This window comes from Actinomyces gerencseriae DSM 6844, from assembly GCF_000429265.1.
Classification (GTDB): domain Bacteria; phylum Actinomycetota; class Actinomycetes; order Actinomycetales; family Actinomycetaceae; genus Actinomyces; species Actinomyces gerencseriae.
On record NZ_AUBN01000013.1, the window covers coordinates 1 to 24977 of the forward strand.

At 70.4% G+C, this 24977-nt stretch carries 20 protein-coding genes; 10 read left to right on the forward strand and 10 right to left on the reverse strand.

Translation table 11 applies throughout. The annotated features are described in order from the left end of the window. Window positions 1–861: 861 nt before the first annotated feature. Window positions 862–1506 carry a phosphate signaling complex protein PhoU gene (gene phoU / locus G448_RS0106465; protein WP_026407324.1) on the reverse strand — a complete coding sequence of 215 codons (645 nt, stop codon included), beginning with the start codon at window positions 1504–1506 and terminating at the stop codon, window positions 862–864. A gap of 393 nt (window positions 1507–1899) precedes the next feature. On the opposite strand from phoU, the gene G448_RS0106470 reads away from it, so the two are divergent. The 5 genes from G448_RS0106470 (at window position 1900) to G448_RS0106490 (ending at window position 7353) form a co-directional block, all read left to right on the forward strand. Further along, window positions 1900–3372 carry a sensor histidine kinase gene (locus G448_RS0106470; RefSeq protein ID WP_026407325.1) on the forward strand — a complete coding sequence of 491 codons (1473 nt, stop codon included), beginning with the start codon at window positions 1900–1902 and terminating at the stop codon, window positions 3370–3372. Next, window positions 3369–4091: a response regulator transcription factor gene (locus G448_RS0106475; RefSeq protein ID WP_026407326.1), complete on the forward strand. Its 723-nt coding sequence runs from the start codon at window positions 3369–3371 to the stop codon at window positions 4089–4091. The genes G448_RS0106470 and G448_RS0106475 overlap by 4 nt, the downstream gene beginning before the upstream one ends. A 268-nt stretch (window positions 4092–4359) precedes the next feature. After that, the gene (locus tag G448_RS0106480) at window positions 4360–4854 is read left to right on the forward strand and encodes a CarD family transcriptional regulator (protein ID WP_026407327.1); all 495 of its coding nucleotides are present in this window, start codon (window positions 4360–4362) and stop codon (window positions 4852–4854) included. 14 nt (window positions 4855–4868) lie between these two features. After that, a complete protein-coding gene (locus G448_RS0106485; protein ID WP_084436417.1) occupies window positions 4869–5708 on the forward strand; it encodes an IspD/TarI family cytidylyltransferase in 840 nt (279 codons plus the stop codon). A 154-nt stretch (window positions 5709–5862) separates the two neighbouring features. Then, window positions 5863–7353: an MFS transporter gene (locus G448_RS0106490; protein WP_026407329.1), complete on the forward strand. Its 1491-nt coding sequence runs from the start codon at window positions 5863–5865 to the stop codon at window positions 7351–7353. 67 nt (window positions 7354–7420) lie between these two features. Here G448_RS0106490 and G448_RS0106495 read toward each other — a convergent pair whose 3' ends face one another. The 3 genes from G448_RS0106495 to G448_RS0106505 form a co-directional block, all read right to left on the reverse strand. Beyond that, the gene (locus tag G448_RS0106495; protein WP_026407330.1) at window positions 7421–7834 is read right to left on the reverse strand and encodes a DUF2218 domain-containing protein; all 414 of its coding nucleotides are present in this window, start codon (window positions 7832–7834) and stop codon (window positions 7421–7423) included. 82 nt (window positions 7835–7916) lie between these two features. Beyond that, window positions 7917–9179, reverse strand: a complete 1263-nt coding sequence (locus G448_RS0106500) for a glycosyltransferase (protein WP_026407331.1) — start codon at window positions 9177–9179, stop codon at window positions 7917–7919. 92 nt (window positions 9180–9271) lie between these two features. Next, the gene (locus G448_RS0106505; protein WP_026407332.1) at window positions 9272–9790 is read right to left on the reverse strand and encodes a hypothetical protein; all 519 of its coding nucleotides are present in this window, start codon (window positions 9788–9790) and stop codon (window positions 9272–9274) included. A 617-nt stretch (window positions 9791–10407) separates the two neighbouring features. Between G448_RS0106505 and G448_RS0106510 the strand changes: the two genes are divergently transcribed. From G448_RS0106510 to G448_RS0106520, 3 genes are read left to right on the forward strand one after another with little or no spacing between them, the layout of a single operon-like run. Then, a complete protein-coding gene (locus tag G448_RS0106510; RefSeq protein ID WP_026407333.1) occupies window positions 10408–10815 on the forward strand; it encodes a GntR family transcriptional regulator in 408 nt (135 codons plus the stop codon). Beyond that, complete coding sequence (locus G448_RS0106515; protein ID WP_034494631.1) at window positions 10812–11753, forward strand: ABC transporter ATP-binding protein; 942 nt, start codon at window positions 10812–10814, stop codon at window positions 11751–11753. The genes G448_RS0106510 and G448_RS0106515 overlap by 4 nt, the downstream gene beginning before the upstream one ends. Window positions 11754–11791: 38 nt before the next feature. After that, entirely contained in the window at window positions 11792–12445 is a 654-nt protein-coding gene (locus G448_RS0106520) for an ABC-2 transporter permease (RefSeq protein ID WP_026407335.1), read from the forward strand. 323 nt (window positions 12446–12768) lie between these two features. On the opposite strand, the gene G448_RS0106525 is transcribed toward G448_RS0106520, so the two are convergent. The 3 genes from G448_RS0106525 to G448_RS0106535 form a co-directional block, all read right to left on the reverse strand. Then, window positions 12769–14037 carry an MFS transporter gene (locus G448_RS0106525; RefSeq protein ID WP_342663531.1) on the reverse strand — a complete coding sequence of 423 codons (1269 nt, stop codon included), beginning with the start codon at window positions 14035–14037 and terminating at the stop codon, window positions 12769–12771. A gap of 82 nt (window positions 14038–14119) precedes the next feature. After that, window positions 14120–15307, reverse strand: coding sequence for an ATP-grasp domain-containing protein (locus G448_RS0106530; protein ID WP_034494632.1), 1188 nt, complete (start codon window positions 15305–15307; stop codon window positions 14120–14122). After that, the gene (locus G448_RS0106535; protein ID WP_026407338.1) at window positions 15304–16434 is read right to left on the reverse strand and encodes an ATP-grasp domain-containing protein; all 1131 of its coding nucleotides are present in this window, start codon (window positions 16432–16434) and stop codon (window positions 15304–15306) included. Before G448_RS0106535 ends, G448_RS0106530 begins: the two co-directional genes overlap by 4 nt. A 611-nt stretch (window positions 16435–17045) precedes the next feature. On the opposite strand from G448_RS0106535, the gene G448_RS15445 reads away from it, so the two are divergent. After that, window positions 17046–18467, forward strand: a complete 1422-nt coding sequence (locus tag G448_RS15445) for a hypothetical protein (protein WP_084436418.1) — start codon at window positions 17046–17048, stop codon at window positions 18465–18467. 93 nt (window positions 18468–18560) lie between these two features. Here G448_RS15445 and G448_RS15450 read toward each other — a convergent pair whose 3' ends face one another. Then, complete coding sequence (locus G448_RS15450; protein WP_051268690.1) at window positions 18561–20939, reverse strand: prolyl oligopeptidase family serine peptidase; 2379 nt, start codon at window positions 20937–20939, stop codon at window positions 18561–18563. 844 nt (window positions 20940–21783) lie between these two features. Between G448_RS15450 and G448_RS0106550 the strand changes: the two genes are divergently transcribed. Then, the gene (locus G448_RS0106550) at window positions 21784–23349 is read left to right on the forward strand and encodes a DUF1593 domain-containing protein (RefSeq protein WP_026407339.1); all 1566 of its coding nucleotides are present in this window, start codon (window positions 21784–21786) and stop codon (window positions 23347–23349) included. Window positions 23350–23429: 80 nt separating this feature from the next. Here the strand turns inward: G448_RS0106550 and G448_RS0106555 are convergent, their stop codons facing one another. Then, the gene (locus tag G448_RS0106555; protein ID WP_026407340.1) at window positions 23430–24341 is read right to left on the reverse strand and encodes a PfkB family carbohydrate kinase; all 912 of its coding nucleotides are present in this window, start codon (window positions 24339–24341) and stop codon (window positions 23430–23432) included. 71 nt (window positions 24342–24412) lie between these two features. Continuing rightward, entirely contained in the window at window positions 24413–24862 is a 450-nt protein-coding gene (locus tag G448_RS0106560; protein WP_026407341.1) for an RbsD/FucU family protein, read from the reverse strand. Window positions 24863–24977: the final 115 nt, after the last annotated feature.

Below are 24977 nucleotides of genomic sequence, written 5' to 3' on the forward strand. Positions count from 1 at the left end.
CGCCGTCGAGTTCGGTTCGGTTCCGGCTCGAGTTCGGTTCGTTGTCGTGGTTGTGTGGTGGGGTGGTTCGTGGCGGGGCCGGTGGTGGGTGGTGGTTGTCGGACGGACGTGCTGTGCGGCTTGCGGTCGGGGTGGGTGGTCGTGGTCGGGGTGTGGGGGTGATGGGTCGGGTGGGGTCTGGTGCGGTGGGAGGGTTGTGCGGTGGTGCCGTTGCTCGTGCGGTCGTACGTCCGACGGGGCCGGCGGCCGTTGCCTCGGGCCGGTCGTACCCGGGCTCGCGCGGTCGTACCCGGGCTCGCGCGGTCGTACCCGGGCTCGCGCGGTCGTACATGAATGCGCGTGGTCGTACGCTGCGGCGCCGGGTCGTACTGTAGGGGGGCTTTAGGGTACGACCGTGCGGCGTCGGGTACGACCCCGTGGATCTGGGTACGACCGTGCGGCGTCGGGTACGACCCCGCGGTGCTGGTCGGGCCCGTGCGGGGTGAGCGGTCCGTGCGGGGCGAGCGGTCCGGCGCTCGTGGGGGAACCCGCCGGCGCACGGCCTCGCCCCCGTCGAGGTCGACATTTCGGCGCGAGTCCGACGGCGGCGTCGTCGGACTCGCGCCGAAATGCCCGCCTCGCGGCCCCGGCCCCCGGGCGCGCCGCCGTCGAACCGATCTCGACGCGGAACTGAACCGATCTCGACGCGGAACTGAACCGATCTCGACGCGGAACCGGACCGATCTCGGCACGGAACCGGACCGATCTCGACGAAGGAAGAAGGAAGCAGAGGGGCGAGCTCGCGGTCCGGGCCGGCTCAACTCGGCTCGGCTCAGCTCAACTCGGCTCGGCTTGGCTCTGCTCGGCTCGGCTTGGCTCTGCTCAACTCGGGGCGGCTCCCGAGACCAGGTAGGCCATGCGGCGGGCCACGGATGTCGAGTGATCCCCGAAGCGCTCCAGGAACCGCCCCATGAGGACGGCATCGACGACCTGCTGACGGCTCAGCTCGTTGGAGGGATCCAGGATCATCTGGAAGGACTGGCGGTGCAGGTCGTCGAGCTCGGAGTCGTCGCGCTGGATCCGGGCCGCCAGCTCCAGGTCGTGGGTCGCGATGAGACGGGCGACGTCGGCCCCGGCGCGCACGGCGGCGTCGGCCATCTGCAGGATCAGGCCCATGACCGGCTCGGGAACCGCGGGCTCGGGGTAGCGGCCGCGCGCGATGGCGGCCACGTGGCGGGCGAGATCCCCTTGCCGTTCGAGGGTCTGCGCCATGCGCAGCGCCGAGATGACGTTGCGCAGGTCCCCGGCCACGGGCTGCTGGCGCGCCAGCAGCATGATGCACATGTCATCGATGTCCCGCTGCAGGTCGTTGATGCGCTCATCGGCGTCGATGACCTGCTCGGCGACGATGATGTCCCCGTTGCTCAGCGACTCGGCCGCCCGCTCGATCGCCGTCGCCACCTGAGTGGCCATGGTCTCAAGGTCCGAGCCGAGTTGCTTGAGCTCCTGGTTGAAGATGTCGCGCACGAGATCGCTCCTGATTCTGTGTGGCGGATCGCGGTGGTCGGGTGCCCGTGCCCGGACGCCCGGCGGTCACCATTGTGGCCGCCGAGGGGACGGATCGGGGAGCCCGGGCCGCGCGCCCCGGGCCCGGCCTCGCCGCGCTGGATTCCGGACAGCCGCGGGCCGCCCGGGCCGCATGCTCGGGGCCGGCTCACAGCGAAGGGCCGACCAGGCGACACGGACGGCCCGGGCCGTGCGCCCCTGGGGCCCGGGCCGCGCGCTCGCCTCCGGGGAACCGTCCGGAGACGACCGGCCGCTCGTTCTCATCGCCTCGTTCCCGCGCTCTTGCTGAGAGACGCCGCCGCCTCCGGCCCGGCGGCTCGCTATCGCCGCCCTCCCGCCTCTACCCTTGGGGACGTGGGAAGCATTGTGCTGCTGATCGGCGTTGCCGTCGTTTGTCTCGGTGCGGGCGCTGCCGTCGCCTTCGCGTTCGCGCTGCCGCCCTATGACCCGCGCTCGAATGGCATTACCGCGGGATCGACCCTTGAGGACGACGGCCTCGTGCCCGTCCTGGCCGCGCTGCGCTCGACCGTCGTCGTGCTGGATGACGACGACGAGGTGCTGCGCGCCTCCGCCACTGCGTACACCTACAACATCGTGCGCGACGATGAAGTCTGCGAACCGCGCGTGGCGGAGATGGTCGCCCGTGTGCGCGCCGGGGGAGATCCCGAGGACGTCGAGCTGGCCGTCGCCCGCGGACGCGTCGCCGGGGCGGGGCAGTTCCATCTCCACGTGCGCGTGGCCGCCATCGGGCGCGGCCGCGTCCTCGTGCTCATCGAGGACCGCACCGCCGCCAAGCGCCTGGAGGACATGCGCCGCGACTTCGTCGCCAACGTCTCCCACGAGCTCAAGACCCCCGTCGGGGCCATCGCGCTGCTGGCCGAGACGGTCGAGGGCGCCGTGGACGACCCCGACCTCGTCCGCAACTACATCGGTCGCATACGCAAGGAGTCCGCGCGTCTGGGCGTCCTCGTCCAGGAGATCATCGAGCTCTCCCGCCTCCAGGAGGGGGACGCGCTGGTCGAGCCCGACGACGTCGATCTCGACGCCGTCGTCGCCGAGGCCATCGACCGCGTGCGCACCGAGGCCGAGAGCAAGGAGGTCGCGCTCGTCTCGGGCGGCACTCCCGGCCTGCACGTGCGCGGGGACGCCGCCCTCATCACCACGGCCGTGCGCAACCTGCTGGACAACGCCATCCGCTACTCCGACCCGCGCACGCGCGTGAGCGTCGGGCTCAGCGTCGATGGAGTCGAAGGGTCCGCCGAGGGCGCGGGGGGCGCGGCCGGTGCCGCCCGTGCGGGAGGGGCCGAGGGCTCCGACGGCGCTGCGGGGGGCGCGGCCGGCGCGAGCGGCCCAGGCGTCGCGGCCGGCGAGGACGACGCCGACGGCGCACGCGGCGCTGATGGCGCGGATGACGATGCCGACGGCGCGGATTCCGCAGCCGGCGCGGCTTCAGCGGATCCGGCCGGTGATGAGCTGGTGCGCATCGCCGTCGTCGACCAGGGCATCGGGATCGCCAAGGAGGCGCAGGAGCGCGTCTTCGAGCGCTTCTACCGCGTCGACAAGGCGCGATCGAGGGCCACCGGAGGCACGGGGCTGGGGCTGTCCATCGTGAAGCACGTGGCCGCGGATCACGGCGGTACAGTGGAGCTGTGGTCGACCCCGGGGCGCGGCTCCACCTTCACCCTCGTTCTGCCGCGCCTGATTCCGGATCAGCCGGATGAGTCGGACGCGGCCCCGGATCCCGAGGCCGCCGCCGCCGTCGCTTCCGGTGCCGCGGGTGCGGCTTTCGCCGCCATCGCCGCGATCTCCGAGGGGGATCAGACGTGACCCGCATTCTGCTCGTCGAGGACGAGGAGAACTATCGCGATCCGCTCGCCCTCGGTCTGCGCCGAGACGGCTTCGAGGTCGTGGAGGCCCAGGACGGCATCACGGCCGTTGAGCGCTTCGAGGCGGCCGGCAGGGCGGACGGGGCCGATCCGATCGACCTCGTGCTGCTCGACCTCATGCTCCCGCGTCTGTCGGGAACCGAGGTGTGTCGCCGCATTCGGCGCGCCTCCCGGGTCCCCGTCATCATGCTCACCGCCAAGGACTCCGAGGTCGACAAGGTCGTCGGCCTGGAGATCGGTGCGGACGACTACGTCACCAAGCCCTACTCCTATCGCGAGCTGCTCGCCCGCGTGCACGCCGTCCTGCGCCGCAGCCACGAGGACGGGCCGTACGATCGGTTGCTGAGCGCGGACCGGGTCGTCATGGACCTCGAGCGCCACGAGGTGCGCGTGGACGGTGAGGCCGTCACCATGCCGCTGCGGGAGTTCGAGCTGCTCGAGCTGTTCCTGCGACATCCCGATCGAGTGCTCGCGCGCAGTCAGATCATCGAGCAGATCTGGGGGGCGAACTACGTCGGCGACACGAAGACCCTTGACGTCCACGTCAAACGCATCCGGGCCAAGATCGAGGTCGAGCCGGGCGCTCCCCGGCTGCTGACCACCGTGCGCGGAGTGGGGTACATGCTGGTCTCCGCCGGGGAGGCCCGGGAGGACGCCTGAGGGCCGACGACGCCGCGGGCGCTGCGGACCCCTCTGGTTCCGAGCCGGTGCGGGCGCGGGCGCGCTGCTCAGCCGCCGGGTGCCGGCCGGGGACGCGGTTCCGAGCCGGTGCGGGCGCGCCCGGCGGCTGAAGGCGCTTGAGAAGACGAGGCGGTGCCGCCGGACTCCGAGCGGCCCGTGTGTGACCTGTGAGGTACCTCCCCGGAATATGCCCAGCATTTCCTGGTAAACTGGGGCTCCTGCCATTAGTTACGGAGTGACGTCACCCATGACCTTTGAAGTCGGCGAGACCGTCGTCTACCCCCACCACGGGGCGGCTCGGATTATTGATATCCGTCAACGCAAGGTGCGCGGCGAGGAGAAGACCTATCTACAGCTGGAGGTCGCGCAGGGGGATCTGACAATCCTCGTCCCCGCGGAGAGCGTGGAGCTCATCGGAGTGCGGGATGTGGTGGACGCCGCCGGTCTTAAAAAGGTCTTCGACGTCCTGCGCGCCCCTCTGACGGAGGAGCCCACCAACTGGTCGCGCCGTTTCAAGGCCAACCAGGAGAAGATCGCCTCGGGCGACGTCATTAAGGTCGCCGAGGTCGTCCGCGATCTCTCCCGCCGGGACACCGATCGCGGCCTGTCCGCGGGGGAGAAGCGCATGCTGTCCAAGGCTCGTCAGATTCTCGTCTCCGAGCTCGCCCTCGCTGAGAAGACTGCTGAGGATCAGGCCGAGTCCAAGCTCGACGAGGTCCTCGCCGCCGGCGCCGCCGCCTGAGGCCCGAGCCGCTCGTGCCCGCGACGAACGGTGCCGATGGTGCTGCTCAGTTCGGTGACGCGGGTCGTGCCGGTCGTGTCGGCGGAGCCGACGGCGTTGTCGCCGTTCTGACCGCGGCCGGATCCGGAGCCCGTCTGGGCGCCGCCGAACCCAAGGCGCTCGTCGAGGTCGCGGGGGAGACCCTCGTGCGCCGTGCGGCACGCGGCCTGCTGTCCTCCGGGGTTGTTGATCACGTCGTCGTCACCTCCCCCGCGGAGCATCTCGACCGTTTCCGGGACGAGGTCGTCGGGATCAGCGCCCTCGGCGTCTGCGGCGCGATCGAGGTCGTCCCGGGGTCGCCCGACTCCCGGCAGGCCAGCGTCGCCCTCGGCCTGTCCGCCGCGATCGCAGCTCGGCCCGACGCCCTCGTCGTCCTCGTGCACGACGCCGCTCGCGCTCTCACTCCGCCCGAGGTCGTGCGCCGCGTCGTGGCGGCGGTCAGGGCCGGTCATGACGCAGTCGTCCCGGCCCTGCCCGTGACGGATACCGTCAAGGAGATCGCCGGGCCGGGCCGCGGCGACCCGGGGGACGCCCTCGCCGGCGATGTGCCGGTCGAGGCGGTCGTCGGCACTCCCGATCGCACTCGGCTGCGGGCGGTGCAGACTCCTCAGGGCTTCGCCATCGCCGCTCTCGTCGCCGCCCATCGGCTGGGAGCCGACCGCGCCACCGATGAGGCGCGGGCCGCCTCCGATGACGCCGGGCTGGTCGAAGCCGCCGGTGGTGCCGTCGTCGTCGTCCAGGGGGATCCGCGCGCCATGAAGATCACGACGCCGGTCGATCTGGCCCTCGCCGAGGTGCTCGCGGCCGCGCGGTGACGCCCTGGTGCGGAGGGGCGCGGAACGCGTCGCCATGGCCCGCCTGTCGGGCGCGGCGTCGTCGGACCGATCTCGGTGCGGAACCGGACCGATCTCGGCGGACGTGGACCTAAGGTCACCTCGCCGACGCCCTCAGCATCGTAGGCTCACCGTTATGACCCAGACCCCCCAGTCCCAGGGCGACCTCGCCGTCGCCGCTCGACCCGAGCCCCGCAGCGGCCCGCATCCGGATGGGCGGACCCGCTTGCTGTCCTGGCCCGTCCTGGCCTGGGGGCTGTGGGACTGGGGGAGCGCCGCCTTCAACGCCGTGATCACCACCTTCGTCTTCACCGTCTACCTCACCAGCTCGGCCTTCGGCGAGAAGGCGTCCAATGAGTCCTCTCTGTCCCTGGGGCTGTCGATCGCGGGGGCGTTCATCGCTTTGCTGGCGCCGGTCACCGGCCAGCGCTCCGATCGGGCGGGGCGGACGGTCTTCTGGCTCGGCGCCTACACGATGATCGTGGTGGCCATCAGCGCGGCGCTGTTCCTGGTCCTGCCCGAACCCGGTTACCTCTGGTTCGGCATCGCACTGCTGGGTATCGGCAACGTCTTCTTCGAGCTGGCGAGTGTGAACTACAACGGAATCCTGTCCCAGATCGCCACTAAGGACCGGGTCGGCGCCGTCTCCGGACTCGGTTGGGGCATGGGGTACATCGGCGGCATCGTTCTGCTGCTCATCGTCTACGTGGGATTCATCAACCCGGAGATCGGCTGGTTCGGAGTCACCGGGGAGAACGGCCTCAATGTCCGCGTGTCCATGATCGTGGCCGCCGTCTGGTTCTGCCTGAGCGCGATTCCGGTCCTGGTGACCCAGTCCGGTAGGCGGGGGAGACGACTCCGTCAGGCCGTCCTCGATGAAGCTCGTCGCGGCGCCGACCGGGAGAGGGCGGGGATCGAGACCGAGCCCGCCGAGCCGTCGTCGGGACCCGTGACGGGCGTTCGCCGTCGGGAGTCGATATGGGTCTCCTACAAGCGACTGTGGCGCACGCTCGTGGCTCTGCATCGGACTCATCCCGAGGTGCTGTGGTTCCTGCTCGCCGCCGCCGTCTTCCGCGACGGTCTGGCCGGGGTGTTCACCTACGGTGGCGTCATCGCCCAGAACACGTTCGGCTTCTCCAGTGGGAGCGTCATCATCTTCGCCATCGCGGCCAACGTGGTCGCCGGCGTCGCGACCATCGCCTCGGGGACTCTCGACGACCGCGTCGGGCCCCGCAAGGTGATCCTCGGGTCGCTCACCATCCTCGTGGTCGCCGGCGTCGGCATCTTCGTCCTGCACAAGGGCGGGGCGATGGTGTTCTGGACGCTCGGCCTGGTCCTGGCCGGATGCGTCGGTCCGACCCAGTCCGCGGCGAGGTCCTTCCTGGCCCGCGTCATCCCCGAGGGGAGGGAGGGCGAGATCTTCGGCCTGTACGCGACGACGGGCCGAGCCGTGTCCTTCATGGCGCCGGCCATGTACGGGGCGTTCATCTGGATCGGCGTCCGAGTGGTCGGGCAGGAGGCGTCGTACTGGGGCATTCTCGGGATCGTATCGATCCTGGTGATCGGCCTGCTGCTCATGGCCCGGGTCAAGGATCCCGCTGGCCGTATCACCGATCTCGGGGATTGACGCGTTCTGGTGATTCGGGGCTCCTCCTCGCCCTCTCCCTCGGACTCGCCGGTACGGGCTCTCGGGATCACCGGCCCCTGCGCGCCGATGACGACGGTTGGGCCTCGATGTCCTCCTCCGACAGCGGGCCCTGGGCGGTGCCCGGCTCGCCGTCGTCGCGGATCCAGACGACGGCGAGCCGATCCCTCTGCCCGAAGCGGGCCAGATGGATACCGGTGACCCGTTCGAGGCGATCGAGGTTCTCCGCCGTGGTGCGCAGCGTGAGGACGAGTGCGCCGTCGTCGCAGGCCAGCTCGACGACGCCGGTCACCGGGCCCTCGAGGTCGAAGGACAGCAGGCCGGTAGCGGAGTCATCGTCCCAGTTCGTCGTGATCTTACGGCCCATATGGGCGACGAGCTGACGTCCGTACCGGGCGGGCCGGTCCGTTGTCACATGCGCGACGGAGCGATGACTGAAGATCGGGGTCTCGGACGAGCTCATGACCCGAGGCTACCCTTACCTCCATTGATCACCTCTGCTGTGTCCGCCCGAGATGCTGCTGATCCCTGCTCCGTGGTCCCCATTAATGATATGCCGAGCCGTGGTAGTCCCTGATCAGCTTCTCGTACAGGGTCACCATGCTCATCGCCATCGTCGATGAGTCGAACTCCCGGGCCACATCCAGAGACCCCCTGGACATCTGCTCCAGCTTATCCGGATTGGAGAACAGGTCGTTGAACGCCCGTGCCAGGCTCTCGCCCTCGATGCCGTCGGTCAGGATTGCGTTGCGCTCGGTCAGGCCCTCCGTCATCTGCTCGTCGCAGTACACGATCGGCAGGCCGCTCGACGCCGCTTCGAGGAACGTCATCGGCTGGTTGTCGAAGTGGTACGACGCGAGGGAGAAAACGTCCGCCTGTTTGAGCAGGGAGGCGACCTTGTCGCTCGGCTGCATGCCAGTGAATATGACCCGGTTCGCGACATTCAGCTCCTCGGATCGCCTCCGCAGGTCCTGCTCGTAGGGCCCTCCTCCGGTGAGGACGAGCGCGACGTTCCTGTCGGAAATGTGCGGGAGTGCCTCGATGAGGGCCTTCTGGCGCTTCTCCGGACTGAGGCGGGCTACTGATATGATGAATTTCTCTCCCGGTTTCTTCGAAATAGGGGAATCGGCGGGGTCGGCGTCGCGGTACCGTTTCGTGTCGATGCCGTTCGGGCGCACGTAGCACGGCGCCGTCAGTCCGCCCTCGTCTATCAGAATCCTCGCCAGGTGCTTCGACGGCGATATGCAGGCCTCGCACTTGTTCGCGAAGGCGGCGGTCAGCCTCCAGCCCTGGTGGGAGAAGGTTTCCTTGATCGCCTCCTTGCTCATTGTGCGCAGCTGCTCGCGAGACGGCGTCGGCAGGATCGGCTTGGTTCGCAGCACGATCGGCAGCGCCGCCGTCAGGGCGATGATGCCGGCCGTCACCATGAGCGGGTAGTCGTCGATCAGCTCCGTGTACAGTGTGTGCACGGTTGTGATGTGAGGAATATTCTGCCGCTTGGCCACGCTGTGCGCCAGGACGCCCACGTAGAACTGCATCTGGCTGTGGACGATGTCGAAATCGTACTTGTCGAGCCTTCTCGCGAGGCCCGGGTATATGACGCCCGTCTCGCGTTTGTCGAAAATATAGCTTTTCGATGATGGGACGCGGATGACGTGGTCGTCGTCATCGTCGTACCCCTTGCATTTCGGGGCTATGATGTACACCTCGTGCCCGAGGTCCTCCAATGCTTTTTTCAGGCTTGTCGTTGAAGTTGCCACGCCGTGCACCGACGGCAGATAATCGTCAATAAATATACCGATCCGCACGGTTCATTGTATCACGGATGCGGATATGCGCGCTTCCGGGTTCGATAGCGGCCCTGCCTGTTTTCGCCCGCCGGAGCGGGGAGGGACTTTCCCTATTTCCGGTGGCGTGGTTGCGCACGGGCCTTTTGCTGAGTGCTGTCACTCTCGGTGCGAGAGGGGTCGTCGCGGCTGAAATCCACTGGCCCGAGATTCTTGAGGAGGTGGGGCATGGTTGCTTCTTCACCGTTGGTGACGATGAGAATGGTGCGCCGCTCTGAACGCCTTGGGTGCCGCCGGCGTTTCTCGCACAGCCAGGCCTCGCTGACCTCCGGAAGCTGCGTGAGGGGTGTCCAGAAGGGGGGCGTGTCGTGAGTGGTGAGGACGAGCTGCGCGCCTGTGCGGAAGAGGACGAGGGAAAGCTGAGGGGTCCGGAGGGTCTCCTCGGGGATCTCCGCGTCCGTCCCGTCGTCGCTTCTGAGGTTGCCTCGCAGCCTGCTGAGGATCTTGGGTGGGATGTCGTGCTCCTCGAGCTCGACGCGAGGACTCGACTCCGGCCAGGAAGCTGCCGGGGCGCGGTGCGAGCGTCGTGAGGTCGCGCGGCCTTCACCGCTCGCCGCCCGGGAGATCGACATGTCCGGGTCCGTCGCCGAGTCGTGCGCTTGCCGCTGTGCGGTGGTGGTCGGGACCGGGGCTCCGGTCCCCGGAGTCCCTGCGACGGGCCGCCCTCGACTCCGTGTCAGGTGTCTGAGGTGCGCTCCTCGTGTCCAAATCTGCCGCAAAGGTCCGGAACCGATCGGGGAGCGAGAAGAGAATCGTTGGTATTCCGGGATTTCCTCCACCGATGATTCCAGTGCGGGGTGTCTTTGTGTCAGATTTGGACAACTGTTGCCTGTATCGGAGGGTGTCGTGCCTGTCCGTGCGGGGCTCGCGCCCAGTCGAGTCCTCGCGGACCACCGCATCGGTCGCCGTGCCCATTGGGGGGTGGCCGGCGCTGTGGTCGGCCACACCGCGGTCGCGGGTTCGGGCTTCTCCGCGTGCTTCGTCAGGTGGATCGATGCTTCGGCCCGCAACGGTGTACGGCACCGGCCCAAGCGGCGAAGTGCACGCGCGGACCGATCTCGACGCGGAACTGAACCGATCTCGGCGAAGGGGCGGGCCGTCGGATCGCTCGCCGGGTCGCCGGGCCGCTGGTCGGGGATCGGCGCGCTCCGCGATTGTGCATGCTGTACATGTGTGATATACACAGTATGTGCACATCGTTCTCTCCCGGACGTCCGGGACGCCCATGTACGAGCAGATCGTCGACCAGATCCGGCAGGCCATCTGGTCCGGCGATCTGCCCGCCGGGACCCCCCTGCCCTCGCTGCGCAGGCTCGCGAGGGACCTCGAGGTCTCCCTGATCACCACCACTCGCGCCTACAACGACCTCGCCGCGGCCGGCCTCATCGCCAATCAGGCCGGCCGCGGCAGCTTCGTCCTCCCCCAGGACGAGGCCGAGACCCGCGAACGACTCCTCGTCCGGCTGGACGCCCAGCTCGACGACGCCGTCGCCACCGCGCGCCTGGTCGGCCTCGACCTCCCCGATCTCCACGAAAGGACCGCACAACGATGGACCGAGAAGAAGCGGACCGGCGGGAAGCCGGCCGAGAAGGAATGAACGGGCCGGCGCCCGCGGACGCGGCCCGTCCTGAGCTCGCAGACGCCATCCGCCTGGATGCCGTCGTGCGCACGCAGGGCTCCTTCACGCTGGGGCCCCTCGATATGACCGTGCCCGTCGGCATGGTCACCGGATTCGTCGGCCCCAACGGGGCCGGCAAGACCACCACCATCAAGGCGATGCTCGGTATGGTCGGCATCGACGCCGGTTCGATCGGCGTGCTCGACGGCGCCCCCGGGGCCCGTCGCGATCGCATCGGCGTCGTCCTGGACACCGTGGCCCTGCCCCGGGAGTGGACGGCGGCCTCCGCCGCCCGCAACCTGGAGCGCTTCTACCCCGACTGGGACCGGGGCCGGCTCGATGAGCTCCTGGCCCGGCTGGACGTGCCGGCCCGGGTCAAGGTGAAGGACCTGTCGCGGGGACAGGGCGTCAAGCTCCAGCTCGCCCTCGCTCTCGCCCACCATCCCGAGCTCCTCATCCTCGATGAGCCGACCTCGGGCCTGGACCCCGTCGCGCGTCTGGAGGTCCTCGACATCTTCCGCGACTTCCTCATCGCCGAGGGGCGGACGATCCTCTTCTCGACCCACATCACCTCCGACCTGGAGCGGATCGCCGACCACCTTCACGTGATCGGCGCCGGCCGCACCCGCTTCGCCGGGCCCCTGCCCGATCTCTTCGAGCAGTGGGCCGCGGCCCGCGGACCCGTCTCCGCTCTGACGCCCGAGGCCGAGGCCGTCCTCGTCGGGGCCCGGCACAACGGGGCGGGCGTCTTCTCGGGGCTCATCAGGACCGCGGACACCGCCGTCTTCGGCCCCGACGTCCTCATCGAGACCCCGTCCATCGACGAGGCCGTCGTGGCCATGACCCGCGGCCCGGACCCCGACCGCGGTCGCACTCGTCCCACCGCCGCGCCCGCGGCACTCGCCGAGAAGCAGTGAGAGAAGCACTGGAAGAAGCACTGAGAAGAGGCGCCGATATGCACATCATCTGGAACCTGCTGCGCGCGGAGCTGTCCGCCCACGCCGCCACGCTGCGCACCTTCGCGGTCATCACGGCCGTGATCGTCGGGACGAACCTCGCCATGGGCGGGGCGACGCCGGCCATCGCCATATGCGTTCTGACGGTCGGCTTCCTGCCCGGCCTCCTGTTCGCGCAGGACGAGCGCGCGCACCTGGACACCATGTACTCGATCCTGCCGGTGACGCGCGCGCAGTTCGTCGTCGCCCGCTATCTGCTCGTCGTCCTGGCCGCCGCTGTTGCGGCTCTCGTGGGCGTCGTCGTCGCGCGGATCGACGACGCCGTGCGCGGGCCCGGGGCCGGTGTCCTCCCCCTGTCCACGGCGGGGGTCGCGGGCCTGGCCGTGGCGGCGGTCGGCATGGTCGCCGCCGTTCAGCTCCTCCTCCTGTTCTCCCTCGGCCACGCGCGCACGGGTGTGTACGCCTACGGCGCGACCATGGTCCTCATGTTCGGCGGAATGTTCCTGATCGAGAGGTTCCCCGACCTGGCCCTCACCATCATCCGGTGGGCGGGCTCGCCGTGGGCCGGGGCGGCCGGACCGGGGGCCGCGGCGGCGGTGCTCGCCCTGTCGGCCATGGGCGCGGTGCGTCTCTACCGGCGTCGGAGCCTGTGAGGCCGGGGCACCGCTGAGCGGGTCGGGACGCGGGCCCGGCCCGCCCTTCGCCGAGACCGGTTCAGTTCCGCATCGAGATCGGTCCGACGGCGCCATGCCCCGTCGAGGCGGGCAATCCTGCGCGGGTCCGACGGCGTCGTCGTCCGGCTCGTTCCGACATGCCCGCCTCGTGTCTCCGGCCTCTTTTCCCCCACTGGTGCGACCGTCAGCGGCGAAGACGACGGTAGTCGGCGTCGAAGTAGCGGCCGGCGCGGATGTCGTAGGTCATTCCCTCGTAGGGGGCCTCGGCGATGACCTCTTATCAGATCCTTATCGCGTGCGGCTCATCCGGATGCCTTCGTGCGTGGCGCGGCTCGTCGGACCGCCACGCCCATCATGACGCCGGCCAGGACTTGGATGCCGGCCAGGACCCACCATCCGATCAGGGCTGGAGTGGTCACGAGAATGCTGAACACAGTTGGTCCGATCATCACGCTAAGATCCAGCCCGGAGTTGAAAGTACCTTGGTACTCGCCCAGGCGATCCCCCGGTGCTAGGTCGAATGCCAGTTCCCAACTGGCGGCTGACTGCAAGAGTTCCCCGATCAGGTGGAAGAGGGCCGCGACGATGAGCGCTGTCACCTGCAGCGGCCCTGCGAGGCTGCTCGAGCACACCAGCAGGAGAACGGCTGCAGTGAGGGCTAGCCCCGTTCCGAGGCATGCGTGCGCGGCGTCGCGAGGCGTTTTCACGAAGCTGCTCATCGGCACCTGGACGAGCACGACGCCGATGGTGTTGATGAGAACAACCACCGAGATGAGGTAACTGGGCGCGGAGGTGCGCTCGCTGATCCACAGGGGGAAGGCGACGCTGAGCATCGGCACGTGAGTCATCAGGATCGCGCTTAATCCGACGACCATCAGGAAGCGCGAATTCTTCATGACCGGCACAGAGGCGATCGCAGGAGTCCTTGGGGAGGACTCGGTCTTCCCGCCCTCGGCGCTGCCTCTCGGAGCACTCGCGTAGGGCAGGCTGACCGACGCTGTCAGTGCTGCACCAAGAAGATACCCCACCGGTACGGCTCCCATGGCGATCGTTGTGGCGGTTGGCGACGCGTAGCCCAGCGCTACTCCGCCGAGGGCAGCACCCACGGCCATAGCGGCGTTGGCCACGGACCTCACCGTGGCGCGGTAGGTGACGAGGCGCTCTCGGCCCACCATTGCGGCCATGAAGGGGCCGCGGACCGCGGCTCCGCCTCGTCCGGCGATGGAGACGGCGCCCACCATGACACCGAGCAGAACGGGCGAGGTGGAGACCAGGTATCCTGCGGCCGCAACAGCCTGGACCACGCCGAGGGCGGGCATGAGCCTGCGAAGATTACGGCCGTCGGACCACGCGCCCAGGGCGACGCCCGCTACCAGACCCAGCATCGCCCCGCAGGTCAGTGCGAATCCGAGGTGCACCGGCGTGATATTGAGGTTCTGGGTGACGAAGACAACCTGGACTGTGAGCATGAGGCCCGTCCCCAGGCTGCTCACGAAGTTCGACGCCAGGTACCGCAACTCGTTCGAGAGTCGTTTGTGGGGTCGAGGAACACAATCGTCACTTATTGTCATGACTTTCTTGCGTGGTCGGCGATTCGGGGTGCGAGCGGCGCGGGGAGGATGCCTCTCATCACTGAGAAACGATCATCCGGCGCTATCCGCTCTCCGTGCGCCACTCGATGGATTCGAGGGCCCGTCGAAGCTCGGCCGAGGAATTCGCTCGCACGATCATGCCTCCGACGGCGTCGACGGAGTGCTGCGGCTCGGCGGTCGTGCGCGGGCGCGTCCAGGTCGACGCGACCCATTCGGGGAGCGGGTCGCCCAATGCGGGAACGACGGCGGTGAAGAGCATCCACCCTGCCGAGGTCTCGGGCGGCGGCGTCGGAGTGATGGCGTCGCCGAGGCCCGCGGCCAGGAGGTAGCCCTCTCGGGCCAGATCCCGACCCGTCGCCTCGCGAACCGCCGCTCGAATCCCGCCGCCCCCCATGCGGGCGCCCACCTCGCCGGCGGTCACACCACTCCCGTTCGGGCTTTCGAAGAGCTCGAAGTGGAGCATGGTCGCTCCATGATCCCGCGGGAGGCTCTCGACGAGATGCTCGACGCAGCGTCGGGCCTCCGGGTAGGTCGGGTCGCTCGTATCCAGGGTGTACGAGGTGTAGTTGTGCGTGGCGTAGGCGCCGGGAGGGGCCAGTGTTCGAGAGACCGAGAAGGTCTTGATGCCGCTGCCCGACAGTGTGACGTCGCAGTGGAGCCCGTCGCCGACGACGTACTTCTCCCACATCAACCGCCCTGCGTGAAGGTCATCCAGAACCGGCGTCACCGCCGCCAGGACGTCGGCGTGCCGAGCGTCGGCATCGATCGTCACCAGGCCCTTGGCCCCCATGCCGTCCAGGGGCTTGACCACCCCGCGGCCGTGCTCGCGAGTCAGCGCCACGATATCGCTCACGCATCGCACCGCCGAGGCGGGAGCGGCTCCAAGACCGGCGTTCGCGAAGAGGCGCTTCATCATGAGCTTGTCACGGAAGGCGAGAGCCGTGCGGGCCGACATTCCGGGCAGGCCCAGCGCGTCACGGACCTCGGCCACGCGCAGGACGTCCTGCTCGGCGTTGCTGACGATGCGGTCGGCTCCCATCGCCTGCGCCTCGTCATAGGCGATGGTCATCGTCTCCGGTGAGAAGTAGTCCTTCGCCTCGACCACCTTCACGCCCTCGGCGTATTCTCCTCGCCGAACCGATCGCGGACCCGTGATGAGCGTCAGATCTGCCTGGGGATCGGCCTGGAGGAGCCAGTGGTCGACCGGCGACGAGGAACTCGGTTGTTGCAGGATGAGTACGCCGGTCATGCGTAGACCAACCTGAAGGACTCTGCGATGCGGGTCGCGGACGCGGTCACGTCGTCGGCATCGGCGTGGAAGACGACATAGCCCGAGCCGACCGAGGAATGACGGTAGCCGGATGTGCGGCCGGCCCGGCAGGTCACGACGATCTCGTCGACTCCCGGCAGGGCCGCTATCTCGTCGGCGGGGGTCCAGTCCGCGACGGGCCGCTTCGCCTCGGGCAGCATCACGCAGGCGATCACCTGGGACGTGTCGTTCTCGATGCCGCGGGGGACCTCGCGACCCAGCGTGGTCGCGACGAAGGCGTCCCACGCGTTGACGCCCAGGTGATGCTTCATGAGCGGAGAGCAGCTTCCGCCCCCGGGGCGTCCGGCGATCTCGCCGACGACGAAGCCCTCGGCGGTCTCGAAGATCTCGCAGTGGGTGACGCCGTCGGTCACGTTCAGTGCGGCCACGGCCGCAGTGGCTAGAGAATCGACGTGGCCGTGGGCGGGATCGTCCGGATGGACGGTGTAAGAGCCGCGCGGGCCCGGCTCGCGCCAGTTCATCGGCGGTGCGAAATAACGTCCGACGAGGTCGTACATGATGACGCCGCCGGAGATGACGGCGTCGACGTGGTACTCGGCGATGACATCGAGTTTCTTCTCGATCAGGGTGTAGTAGTCCTCGGTGCTGACATAGGCGGGCGGACTGGCGAATGCCGCCTCGCGCTCGCTCTCGGTGGTCACGGCGGTGATGCGGACGGCGCCGGTGCCGCGGGACGGTTTGATGATGAGCGGGAGCGGTCGGGAGGAGACGGCCTCACGGAACTGGTCGAGACCCCGGATCGCCTGGAACTCGGCGACGGGAAGACCGGCGGCCCGCCAGGCCCGCTTCATCAGGTACTTGTCGGTGAGGCGCGCGCACTCCTCGAAGCCGGGCCCATCGAGCCCGAAGTAGGAGCGGACGAAACCGGCGGGCTGCACCGCGCGCTCGGTGCCGCCGATGACGCCGACGGGGTCGATCGATTCCAGCAGGCGGGCGAACTCCCCGCGAACCGCAGTGAGGTCTTCCATCGCGGGGACCGAGAAGACGGGGTCGAACCCGGCGGCCTCGTAATCTGCGCGGTACTTGTGCTCGGTGAAGATGATCATCCTGTAACGAGGATCTTCTGCCGCCTGCCTCTTGAGCCCCGAGACTCGGTTTGTGGCAAGGACGACTAAGGTCTCGGTCATTGTTTTCCTCGCTTGAAATCTGTGCGATCAGGGACGGAAATTATTACACGTGAACGAGGTGTTCGAATGACATGCTGTGAACCCTGTGATTCTCCTTCGTGATCTGTCCAGGTGGTGGCAGTGCCTGTCGGGGCGCATGCCCGGTTGTTGTCAACGTGGAGGTGCAAGCAACCGTAACTATAGTGACCTTTGAATGCGTTGGCGGAGCCGACCAGGGCCCGCCGGGCGGTCTCGGGCATGGGGCGTGATCGCACAGCTCCTCCCACGCGCGCCGTCCCCTCCCGCGCACGCCGTCGAGCCGGGGCCCGCGACTCACAGCGGGTTCATGGGGAGCGGATGCCCGGCTGATAGAGACCTCCTCGACAGTGGAGCCCATCGACCGCGCCCGGGCGGCGTCGGGCGACTCGCCGCGTCGCCGTCCGCCGCCCCCGGCGGCACCGGACGCCACGTCCTCCGCCGCGCCGCCCGTCGAGCCCAGCGGGCCTGCCGAACCGATCGGCCCGCCACCCACGGAACCGAGGAGATGCACCATGACCACGTCATCCACGTCATCCACGTCATCCACGTCGCCCCCTTCGGCGCATCCGTCGAAGCCCCCGACCCCGTTCGCGCCGCCCCGCCCGCCTCTCTCCGACGCCGATGCCGGCGGTCCGCCCGACTCGGGGGTCTCCTTCGCCCTGCGGCGCCGCAGCCTCCTGGTGGGAGGCCTCGGCATGGCGGCCGCCGGTGTGCTCATGGCCTGCGGTTCCGGCGGCGCCGACGCCACCCCCTCCGGCTTCTCGACCGCGACCGGCTCCTTCACAGGGACCGACGGGACCGACGCCGATGCGGGCGGCACCGCCTCGGGCCCCGAGTACCACGAGGCCAGCGCCTCCAACACGCCCCTGTCGGCAGGCACCTGGAGCGGCACCATCGGCGACAAGCAGGTGACTCTCTCGGGCGCCTACCTCGTGGACGGCATCACCGCCACCATCGACGGAGGCACCTTCGAGTCCACCGCCGCCGACCAGACCGTCTTCCTCGTCGTGAACGGCGGCAGCCTGTCGATCACCAACGCCAGGGTCGCCAAGTCCGGCGACGCCTCCACCGACGGTCAGCACGGCGTCGATGACTCCTACAACTTCTACGGCCTCAACTCCGCCGTCGTGACCGTGGGCGAGGGCTCCGCCGTCACCGTGGGCGAGACGACCCTGACGACAAACGCCTCCGGGGCCAACGCCATCATCGCCACCGGGGCCGCCACCGCGACCGTGACCGCCTGCGCCATCGCCACCACCGGCGAGTCCTCCCGCGGACTGCACGCCACCTACGCGGGCGTCATCAACGGCTCCGACCTGGCCATCGAGACCCGGGGCGCCCACTGCGCCGCCGTCGCGACCGACCGCGGCTCGGGCACCGTCACCGTCGACGGCACCAACACCTTCACCACCAATGGCGACGGCTCCCCATGCCTGTACTCCACCGGTCGGATCACCGTGTCCGGCCTGACCGGGCGGGCCAACGCCTCCCAGGCCGTCGTCGTCGAGGGCAGGAACCACGCCGTCGTCTTCGGCTCGACCCTGACCAGCGCCTCCGACAGGGGCGGAGTCATGCTCTACCAGTCGATGTCCGGGGACGCCGCCGACTCCGACGCCGCCACCGAGGTCTCCACCCTCGCCCTGACGGACGTGAGCCTCACCTGCACGCAGGAGGCCCCGATCCTCTACGTCACCAACACCTCCTCGCAGGCGACCCTCACCCGCTGCGCGCTGGAGGCCCCCGGGGGCCTGGCCACGGCCGACGAGGACCGCTGGGGGACGGCCGGCTCCAACGGCGGCGTCCTGGCCCTCACCATGGACGCCACCACCTCCGATGGCGCCATCACCGCCGGCTCGTCATCCTCCATCACGGTGACGACAACGGGCGGGGGAGCGGCCACGGGGACGACCTCGGGCGGCGTCACCGTCTCCTGAGCCCCGGGGCGGCGGGGTCGCCGTCGCGCCCCTGGCCGGTGCCGGGGGGGGCGACCCCGACGGGTGGCGGCCCGCCTCATCGCGGGGACGCCGTTACGAGTCTGATCCGGGACGGCCCCGACGGGTGGCGGCCCGCCAGGCGAACTCCTGGACGAGGGCCGTCGTCCAGGCGCGCTGGGTGTGCGAGCCCACGCCGAGGTGCCCGCCCTCGGCGGTCTCCAGGTAGGAGACGTCCTGGCCCAGTGCGAGGAGCCGGTGCGCCATCGCGCGGGCGTGCACGGGGTGGACGCGGTCGTCGCGCGTGGAGGTCAGCAGGAGCAGCGGCGGGTAGACGCGCCCGGCCTCCAGCGAGTGGAGGGGCGACAGCTCCCGCATCCAGGCCCATTGATCGGGGTCGTCCGGGTCGCCGAACTCGCTCGTCCAGAAGGCCCCCGCGAGCAGGTGGGTGTACCGGCTCATGTCCGTCAGCGGCACCTCGGCCACCGCCCCGCCGATGAGATCCGGATGGCGGGTGAGCATCTGCCCGACGAGCAGTCCCCCCGCCGAGCCGCCGTGGACCACGAGCCGCTCCGGCGTCGTCGCCCCTCGCCGGATGAGCGAGCGGGCGACCGCCGCCAGGTCCTCCAGCACCCGATGGCGCCCCGGTCCCGTGGCCGTCAGATGCCAGCCCGGCCCGTACTCGCCGCCGCCGCGCGTGTTCGCGACCACGTAGGTTCCTCCCCGCTCCAACCACCCCTTGCCGGTCAGCGGCTGGTAGCAGGGCGTCTGCGAGGTCCCGAAGGCTCCGTAGGCGTACAGCAGCGTCGGTCCGGGACCGGAGCGCGGCCGGCCGACCTGGAAGTAGGGGATCCGGGTGCCGTCCTCGCTCGTGGCCATGTGCTGGGTCACGCCGACGCTGCGCGCGTCGTAGAGGGCGGGCGCCTGCCGCAGTACGGACATGCCGGTGATCTCGCCGGCCCCGGTGAGACGGCCCACGGCGAGGGACGCCGGCGTCGTCCAGCCCTCCGCGGAGATCCACAGGTAGTCGGTGTCCCGCGGGCGGACCGCCCGGGTGCTCACGGTCAGCAGGGCGCGGCCGGGGCGCAGCTCCGTGCTGTCGGCGCCGTCTGTGCCGCTTGCGCCGTGAGCGGCTCCTGCGTCGTGAGCGCCGACGGGGTCGGCGGGCGTCGAGCGGCCGGGCGGGTCGGCGGCGCCGGTGAGGTCGATCCCGTGGCGGGCCCACTCGCCGTTCCCGGAGGCGGGAGGCGTGCGCACCTCGAGGCGGCTCGCGACGTCGTCGAGGACGGTGAGGATGAGGTGATGGCGCGTCCAGGCGGCAGCGGTCAGGGCGGACGACGGCGTGGGGGAGAACAGGACGGTCATGGTCCGGTCGCCGGCGAGATAGCCGTCGAGGCGCGCGCCCAGGAGCGTCCCGGCGGGGTGGGCGCTCCCGGCCACCCGGCAGGGCTCGCGCAGCTCGACGGTGAGCCACTCGGCACCGACCCCCGCGGACGCCGACTCGGGCACGTCGAGCCGGATGGCGCCGTCGGGCACGACCATCCCGCCCGAGCCCAGCGCGGCCCTGGCCGCCTCCTCGCCGGAGAGGGCGACGACGTCGTCGGGCAGGAGCCAGACGCGCACGGCCCCCGCCGAGGGCATGGCCATGAGCCACGTGCGGCCCCAGGCGTCGCGGGAGGCCTTCGCGACGATCGCGTCCGGCGGGATCGTCAGGAGCACCTCCGCCTCCTCGATCCGCTGGCCGCGGCGCAGACGACGGACCTGCCGGGGGAAGCCCGCCGGCGACAGGGACCCCTCGCCGAAGTCGGCCGAGACGAGAACCGCGCTGCCATCGGCATCGCCCCACGTCAGGGAGCCGTGCGACGCCGGCCGGCGGAAGCCCCCGTCCGCCTCGGCCACGAAGCGACCGGTGCCCAGGTCGAGCTCCTCGGTCGTGGCGGCGTCGGAGCCCTCCTCGGACAGGGTGACGAGGGCACGACGCCCGGCGAGCGGTCCCTCGGCGAGCACCTGCGCCCCGCCCCAGGTCAGGTGCCTGCCGCGCGCGTGGGAGAGCTCGTCGATGTCGAGGAGCGTCTCCCAGCGGGTGGCGGCCCCGTGCCCGTCTCCGCGCCCGGCGGGGGCGCCGCTCCCGGTGGTGGGGGCGCCGGAGGCGTAGGACTCCCACGTCGTGCGTCGCCACAGGCCCCGGGGATGGGCCGGGCCGACCCAGATGTTGTAGAGCATCCCGGCGGCCTCGCTCACGGCCGGGACGCGGTCGGGCGCGTCGAGGATCCCCTGCATGTCGTCGACGAGCCGGAGGAATGCGGGGTCGTCGCCGAAGGCGCGCTCGGTGGCCTCGTTGCGCTCCGACACCCAGGCGCGGGACGCCTCGCCGTCGATCTCGTCGAGCCAGGCGGGAGTCGTCGACGGCGAGGCGGGGCGGCTGCCGTCCGCGGTGTCTGGCGCATGGTCTTCGTCTGGCGCATGGTCTTCCACACCAGTATTCGAGCACATCGGGGCGGGGCGGGACGAGTTCGTTGTCGTGGTCGTCGGCGGCCAGGGCGCGGCGCATCGCGTGCCCAGCACCGAGCAGTCGTGCCCTTGCGGACTCGGGCGATCTCACAGAGACTCTCATCGAGAAGGGACCATGACCGTCGTCCCTTGAGAACCCGGGAGATCTCCGCCCTGAGGGTCTCATCGTGCACGCTCCTGGCGCCGGGAGGCCGGCAGCGACGGGCGCGAGTCAGATGCCCGGGGCGATCCGTGCGCCAGTGTCAAGAGCGTTGACGGAGAGCGACCGGGCCCCGAGTTCCTCGGCGACCCGCCGGATCGCGCCTCTGAACCGCGCCGGACCAGTCGGCACGACCCGACATCATCCATATCGCCCGCTCGCGCGGTCGTACCTGGGCTCGCGCGGTCGTACCTTAGAGCCTCCCTAAGGTACGACCTGGCGCCGTGACGTACGATCTGGCGTGGGAGGGTACGACCGCGCGCAACGACGTACGACCGCGCGGGACCTCGGGGACAGCTGGCAGCGTCGGGGCACCCGGGACCGCCGGCAGCGCCGGGACCGCCGGCAGCGTCAAGGGCGCAGGACTGTCGGGGTGCTGGCCCATAGGATCAGACGCCCGGGCCGCGGCCATCAGCGCTCGGTCATCGGTGCCAGTCCCTCCGTGAGAACGCGCGCAGGCCTTTGAACATGCTCGCAGGCCCGCCCGAGCCCCCGACGACGCTCTCCGACGGCGCCTGCCGACGACGCGCCCCGGGAACGCGAAGCGATCCTTCCAGTCACGTCCGAACAAAGACTTCCCGGGCTGCGCGCCTGTGGCAGGCTCACCCCATGCGCAAAGAGGCCTTCCCCCGCACCGACCGCCCTCGCGTCGTCGTCACCACCGACCCCGAGCTCGACGACCTCAACTCCATGATCCGTCTGCTCACCCATGCCGATGAGATCGACCTGCGCGGCCTGGTCTACGCGGGATCCGAGTGCCACTGGGCGGGGGACCCCGATCGCGGTATCGCCCCGCACCGCTGGCCCGCCCCCGGCGAGACCCTCCACATCGAGACGGCGATCAACGCCTACGCCCGGGTCGAGGACACCCTGCGCGTCCACGACCCCCGTTTCCCCACGGCTGATCACCTGCGGTCCCTGGTCCGCGTGGGCAATGTCGCCGTCGCCGGCGAGATGGACGACGTCACCCCGGGCTCCGCCCTCATCGCCGATCTCCTGCGCGAGACCGCGCTGACCCCCGACGGGGCTCTGGCCGACGACGGCGCGCCGGCCGACGCCACCCGTCCGCTGTTCGTCCAGGCCTGGGGCGGGGTGTCCACCATCGCCCGCGCTCTGCGCAGCGTCGAGGAGGAGCTGGGGCCGCGCCCCGACTGGCCGGATCTCAAGCAGCGCATCCTCGACCGGCTCGTCATCTCCTCCTTCGCGGAGCAGGACTCGGCTCTCGACAGCTGCATCCGCCCCGCCTGGCCGGGACTGGAGCACCGCGAGGTCGCCACCATCACCTGGGGCTACATGACCCGCACGGTGCTGCCGCCCCGGGACCAGGATCTCGTCGGCGCCGAGTGGACCCGGAGGAATGTCAGCGCCCGGGGGCCGCTCGGAGCCGCCTACCGCGTCTGGGGCGACGGCCGTCGGATGGCCGGCGACTTCGACGACGAGGACTACTTCGGCGAGTCCGGCAGGAGCGAGGAGCAGCTGCGGGACCAGGGCTACCGCGTCTGGTGCCCGCTTCAGGAGCCCGGCGCCTTCATCTCCGAGGGCGACACCTCCAACCTCACCCCGCTGATCCCCAACGGCCTGCGCTCCTGGGAGGACGCCTCCTTCGGCGGATGGGGCGGACGCCAGACGCCCGACCCCGAGCATCCCGACACCCTTACCTCCGACATGGTCTTCGCCCTGCCCGGGGCCCCGGCTCCCACCCGCGACAGGCTCGTCGTCGACCGCGCCGCCGACGGCTCCGCCCCGCCCGAGTACCACATGACCCGCTGGTGGCGGGCCGTCCAGAACGAGTTCGCCGCCCGGCTCGCGTGGTCGGTGACCCCGCGCTACGACGACGCCAACCATCCGCCGCTCGTCCTCGTCTCCGGCGCCCCCGCCACCGCCGAGGGCGGTCTGGCCCGCGATGCGCGCCCCGGCGAGGTCGTCACCCTGACGGCCACGGCCACCGACCCCGACGGCGACGATGTCCTCCTGCGCTGGTGGGCCTATCCGGAGGCCGGGTCGAACCCGTGCCCCGCGCCCCCGCGGCTCCAGGACGACGGCGCCGGCACCGTCGTCGTCACCGTCCCGAGGGGCGCCGAGCCGGGCCAGGCGATCCACCTCATCGTCGAGGGCACCGACACCGGAGCCCCGCCCCTCACCCGCTACCAGCGTGTGGTGCTCACGGTGGTGTGAGCCGGGCCCCGCGGAGCTCGTGGGCGTCCGCCAGGTTCGATGTTGAGCGGCCCGCGAGAGTGACGCTGCCCCGCGCGGCCTCAGGCCCGCGGGGCGACGGGCGCGATGTCCGCGTAGGAGGCCGCGGCGCCCGCGGACAGGACCGCCGTCGAGCCCGCGCGCATGCCCTCGCTCACCGCATCCGGGAAGTCGTGACCCGCGGCGAGCGCCGCCGCGAGCACGCCGACCGCGGCGTCCCCGGCTCCCGTCGTGTCGATGACCGGCCCCAGGTCGATCGCTGGGACGTGCACCGTCCCCTCGTCCGAGGCCCGCACGGAGCCGTTTCCGCCGAGCGTCACGAGCACGCAGGGGATGCCCCGCCCGCGCAGCGCCACTGCCGCGGCGATGGCCTCCTCGACCGTCTCGGGCGCCGGAGCCCCCAGGACGAGCCCGCACTCGCTCTCATTGACGACGAGGACGTCCACGCCCGCCAGCGTCTCCGGGGGGATCGGGTAGACGGGGGCCAGGTTGAGGACCACCCTCGCCCCGGCCGCGTGCGTCCAGGCGATGACGGCCTCGTTGACGTCCGGAGGGATCTCGCCCTGCAGGACGACGACGTCGTCGGGCCCGAGCTCGACCTCCGCGGCCGCCTGCTCCCCGGTGACGCGGCCGTTGGCCCCGGCGTCGAGGATGATCGTGTTCTCCCCGGCCGCGCTCACGGTGATGAAGGCGATCCCGCTGGTGACCTCCTCGTCCGTGCGCAGGGCGGAGATGTCCACGCCGTGCGCGCGCAGCCCCTCGCGCAGGGTGATGCCCGACGCGTCGCCGCCGACGCGGCCGACGAACAATGTGGTCGCCCCTCCGTGGGCGGCGGCCGCGGCCTGGTTCGCCCCCTTGCCGCCCAGGCGGTAGGTGGTGGAGGTGCCCGAGAGGGTCTCGCCCGGATGGGGGAAGCGGTCGACCGTGACCGTGATGTCCTGGTTGATGGAACCGACGACGATGACGCGTCCCATGATGAGCTCCTTTGCTTCGGTGGGGTGGGTCGTCACAGGGTGGATCGTAGCGGGGGATCGGCTTCGAGCGGTCAGGATGCGGGCTCGGGGCCGAAGGTCGGCAGAACGCCCTTGGTCAGGAGGCAGCACCCGTAGGGGCGCGTCTCCTGGGTGTGGACGACGATCGTGGCGGCCCTCGCCCTCTCGTAGAAGTCGAAACGGTCCAGGGGCGCCCCGTGGATCGCGCGTCCCTCCGTGCGCGCGGCCGCGTCGAGAACGTCGCGGGTCACCTCGCGCATGTCCTCGCCGGCGGCCCCCGTCATGTACTGCACGGGCGCCTCGACGAAGGTGTCGAGGGGCATGAGCTCGACGATGAGCCGTACCGCCTCGGGGGCGTCGAGCGACGGCATGGGCACGACCGGGCGCCCCGTGGCATAGGCGGGGTAGTTCGAGTCGACGACGGCGATCGTGTCGCCGTGCCCCATGCGGGCCAGGGCGGTGAGGAGCTCCGGCGTCATGAGCGGATTGATTCCCTTGAGCATGCGTGCGTCCTTGTCTGCGGCCTGTGTCTGTTGTCTGTCGTCCCTGGCCCGGTTGCGCCGACCTGCCGGGGTATCGGGGTCCTGCGGCTGAGACCCGGTCGCCGCTGCGTGCCCC

Excerpts from the sequence above, each read along its gene's own strand:
- G448_RS0106480 (WP_026407327.1), top strand. The coding sequence starts at position 4,360 with ATGACCTTTGAAGTCGGCGAGACCGTCGTCTACCCCCACCACGGGGCG.
- G448_RS0106490 (WP_026407329.1), top strand. The coding sequence starts at position 5,863 with ATGACCCAGACCCCCCAGTCCCAGGGCGACCTCGCCGTCGCCGCTCGA.
- G448_RS0106495 (WP_026407330.1), bottom strand. The coding sequence starts at position 7,834 with ATGAGCTCGTCCGAGACCCCGATCTTCAGTCATCGCTCCGTCGCGCAT.
- G448_RS0106505 (WP_026407332.1), bottom strand. The coding sequence starts at position 9,790 with ATGTCGATCTCCCGGGCGGCGAGCGGTGAAGGCCGCGCGACCTCACGA.
- G448_RS0106515 (WP_034494631.1), top strand. The coding sequence starts at position 10,812 with ATGAACGGGCCGGCGCCCGCGGACGCGGCCCGTCCTGAGCTCGCAGAC.
- G448_RS0106520 (WP_026407335.1), top strand. The coding sequence starts at position 11,792 with ATGCACATCATCTGGAACCTGCTGCGCGCGGAGCTGTCCGCCCACGCC.
- G448_RS0106525 (WP_342663531.1), bottom strand. The coding sequence starts at position 14,037 with ATGACAATAAGTGACGATTGTGTTCCTCGACCCCACAAACGACTCTCG.
- G448_RS0106530 (WP_034494632.1), bottom strand. The coding sequence starts at position 15,307 with ATGACCGGCGTACTCATCCTGCAACAACCGAGTTCCTCGTCGCCGGTC.
- G448_RS0106535 (WP_026407338.1), bottom strand. The coding sequence starts at position 16,434 with ATGATCATCTTCACCGAGCACAAGTACCGCGCAGATTACGAGGCCGCC.
- G448_RS15445 (WP_084436418.1), top strand. The coding sequence starts at position 17,046 with ATGACCACGTCATCCACGTCATCCACGTCATCCACGTCGCCCCCTTCG.
- G448_RS0106550 (WP_026407339.1), top strand. The coding sequence starts at position 21,784 with ATGCGCAAAGAGGCCTTCCCCCGCACCGACCGCCCTCGCGTCGTCGTC.
- G448_RS0106555 (WP_026407340.1), bottom strand. The coding sequence starts at position 24,341 with ATGGGACGCGTCATCGTCGTCGGTTCCATCAACCAGGACATCACGGTC.
- G448_RS0106560 (WP_026407341.1), bottom strand. The coding sequence starts at position 24,862 with ATGCTCAAGGGAATCAATCCGCTCATGACGCCGGAGCTCCTCACCGCC.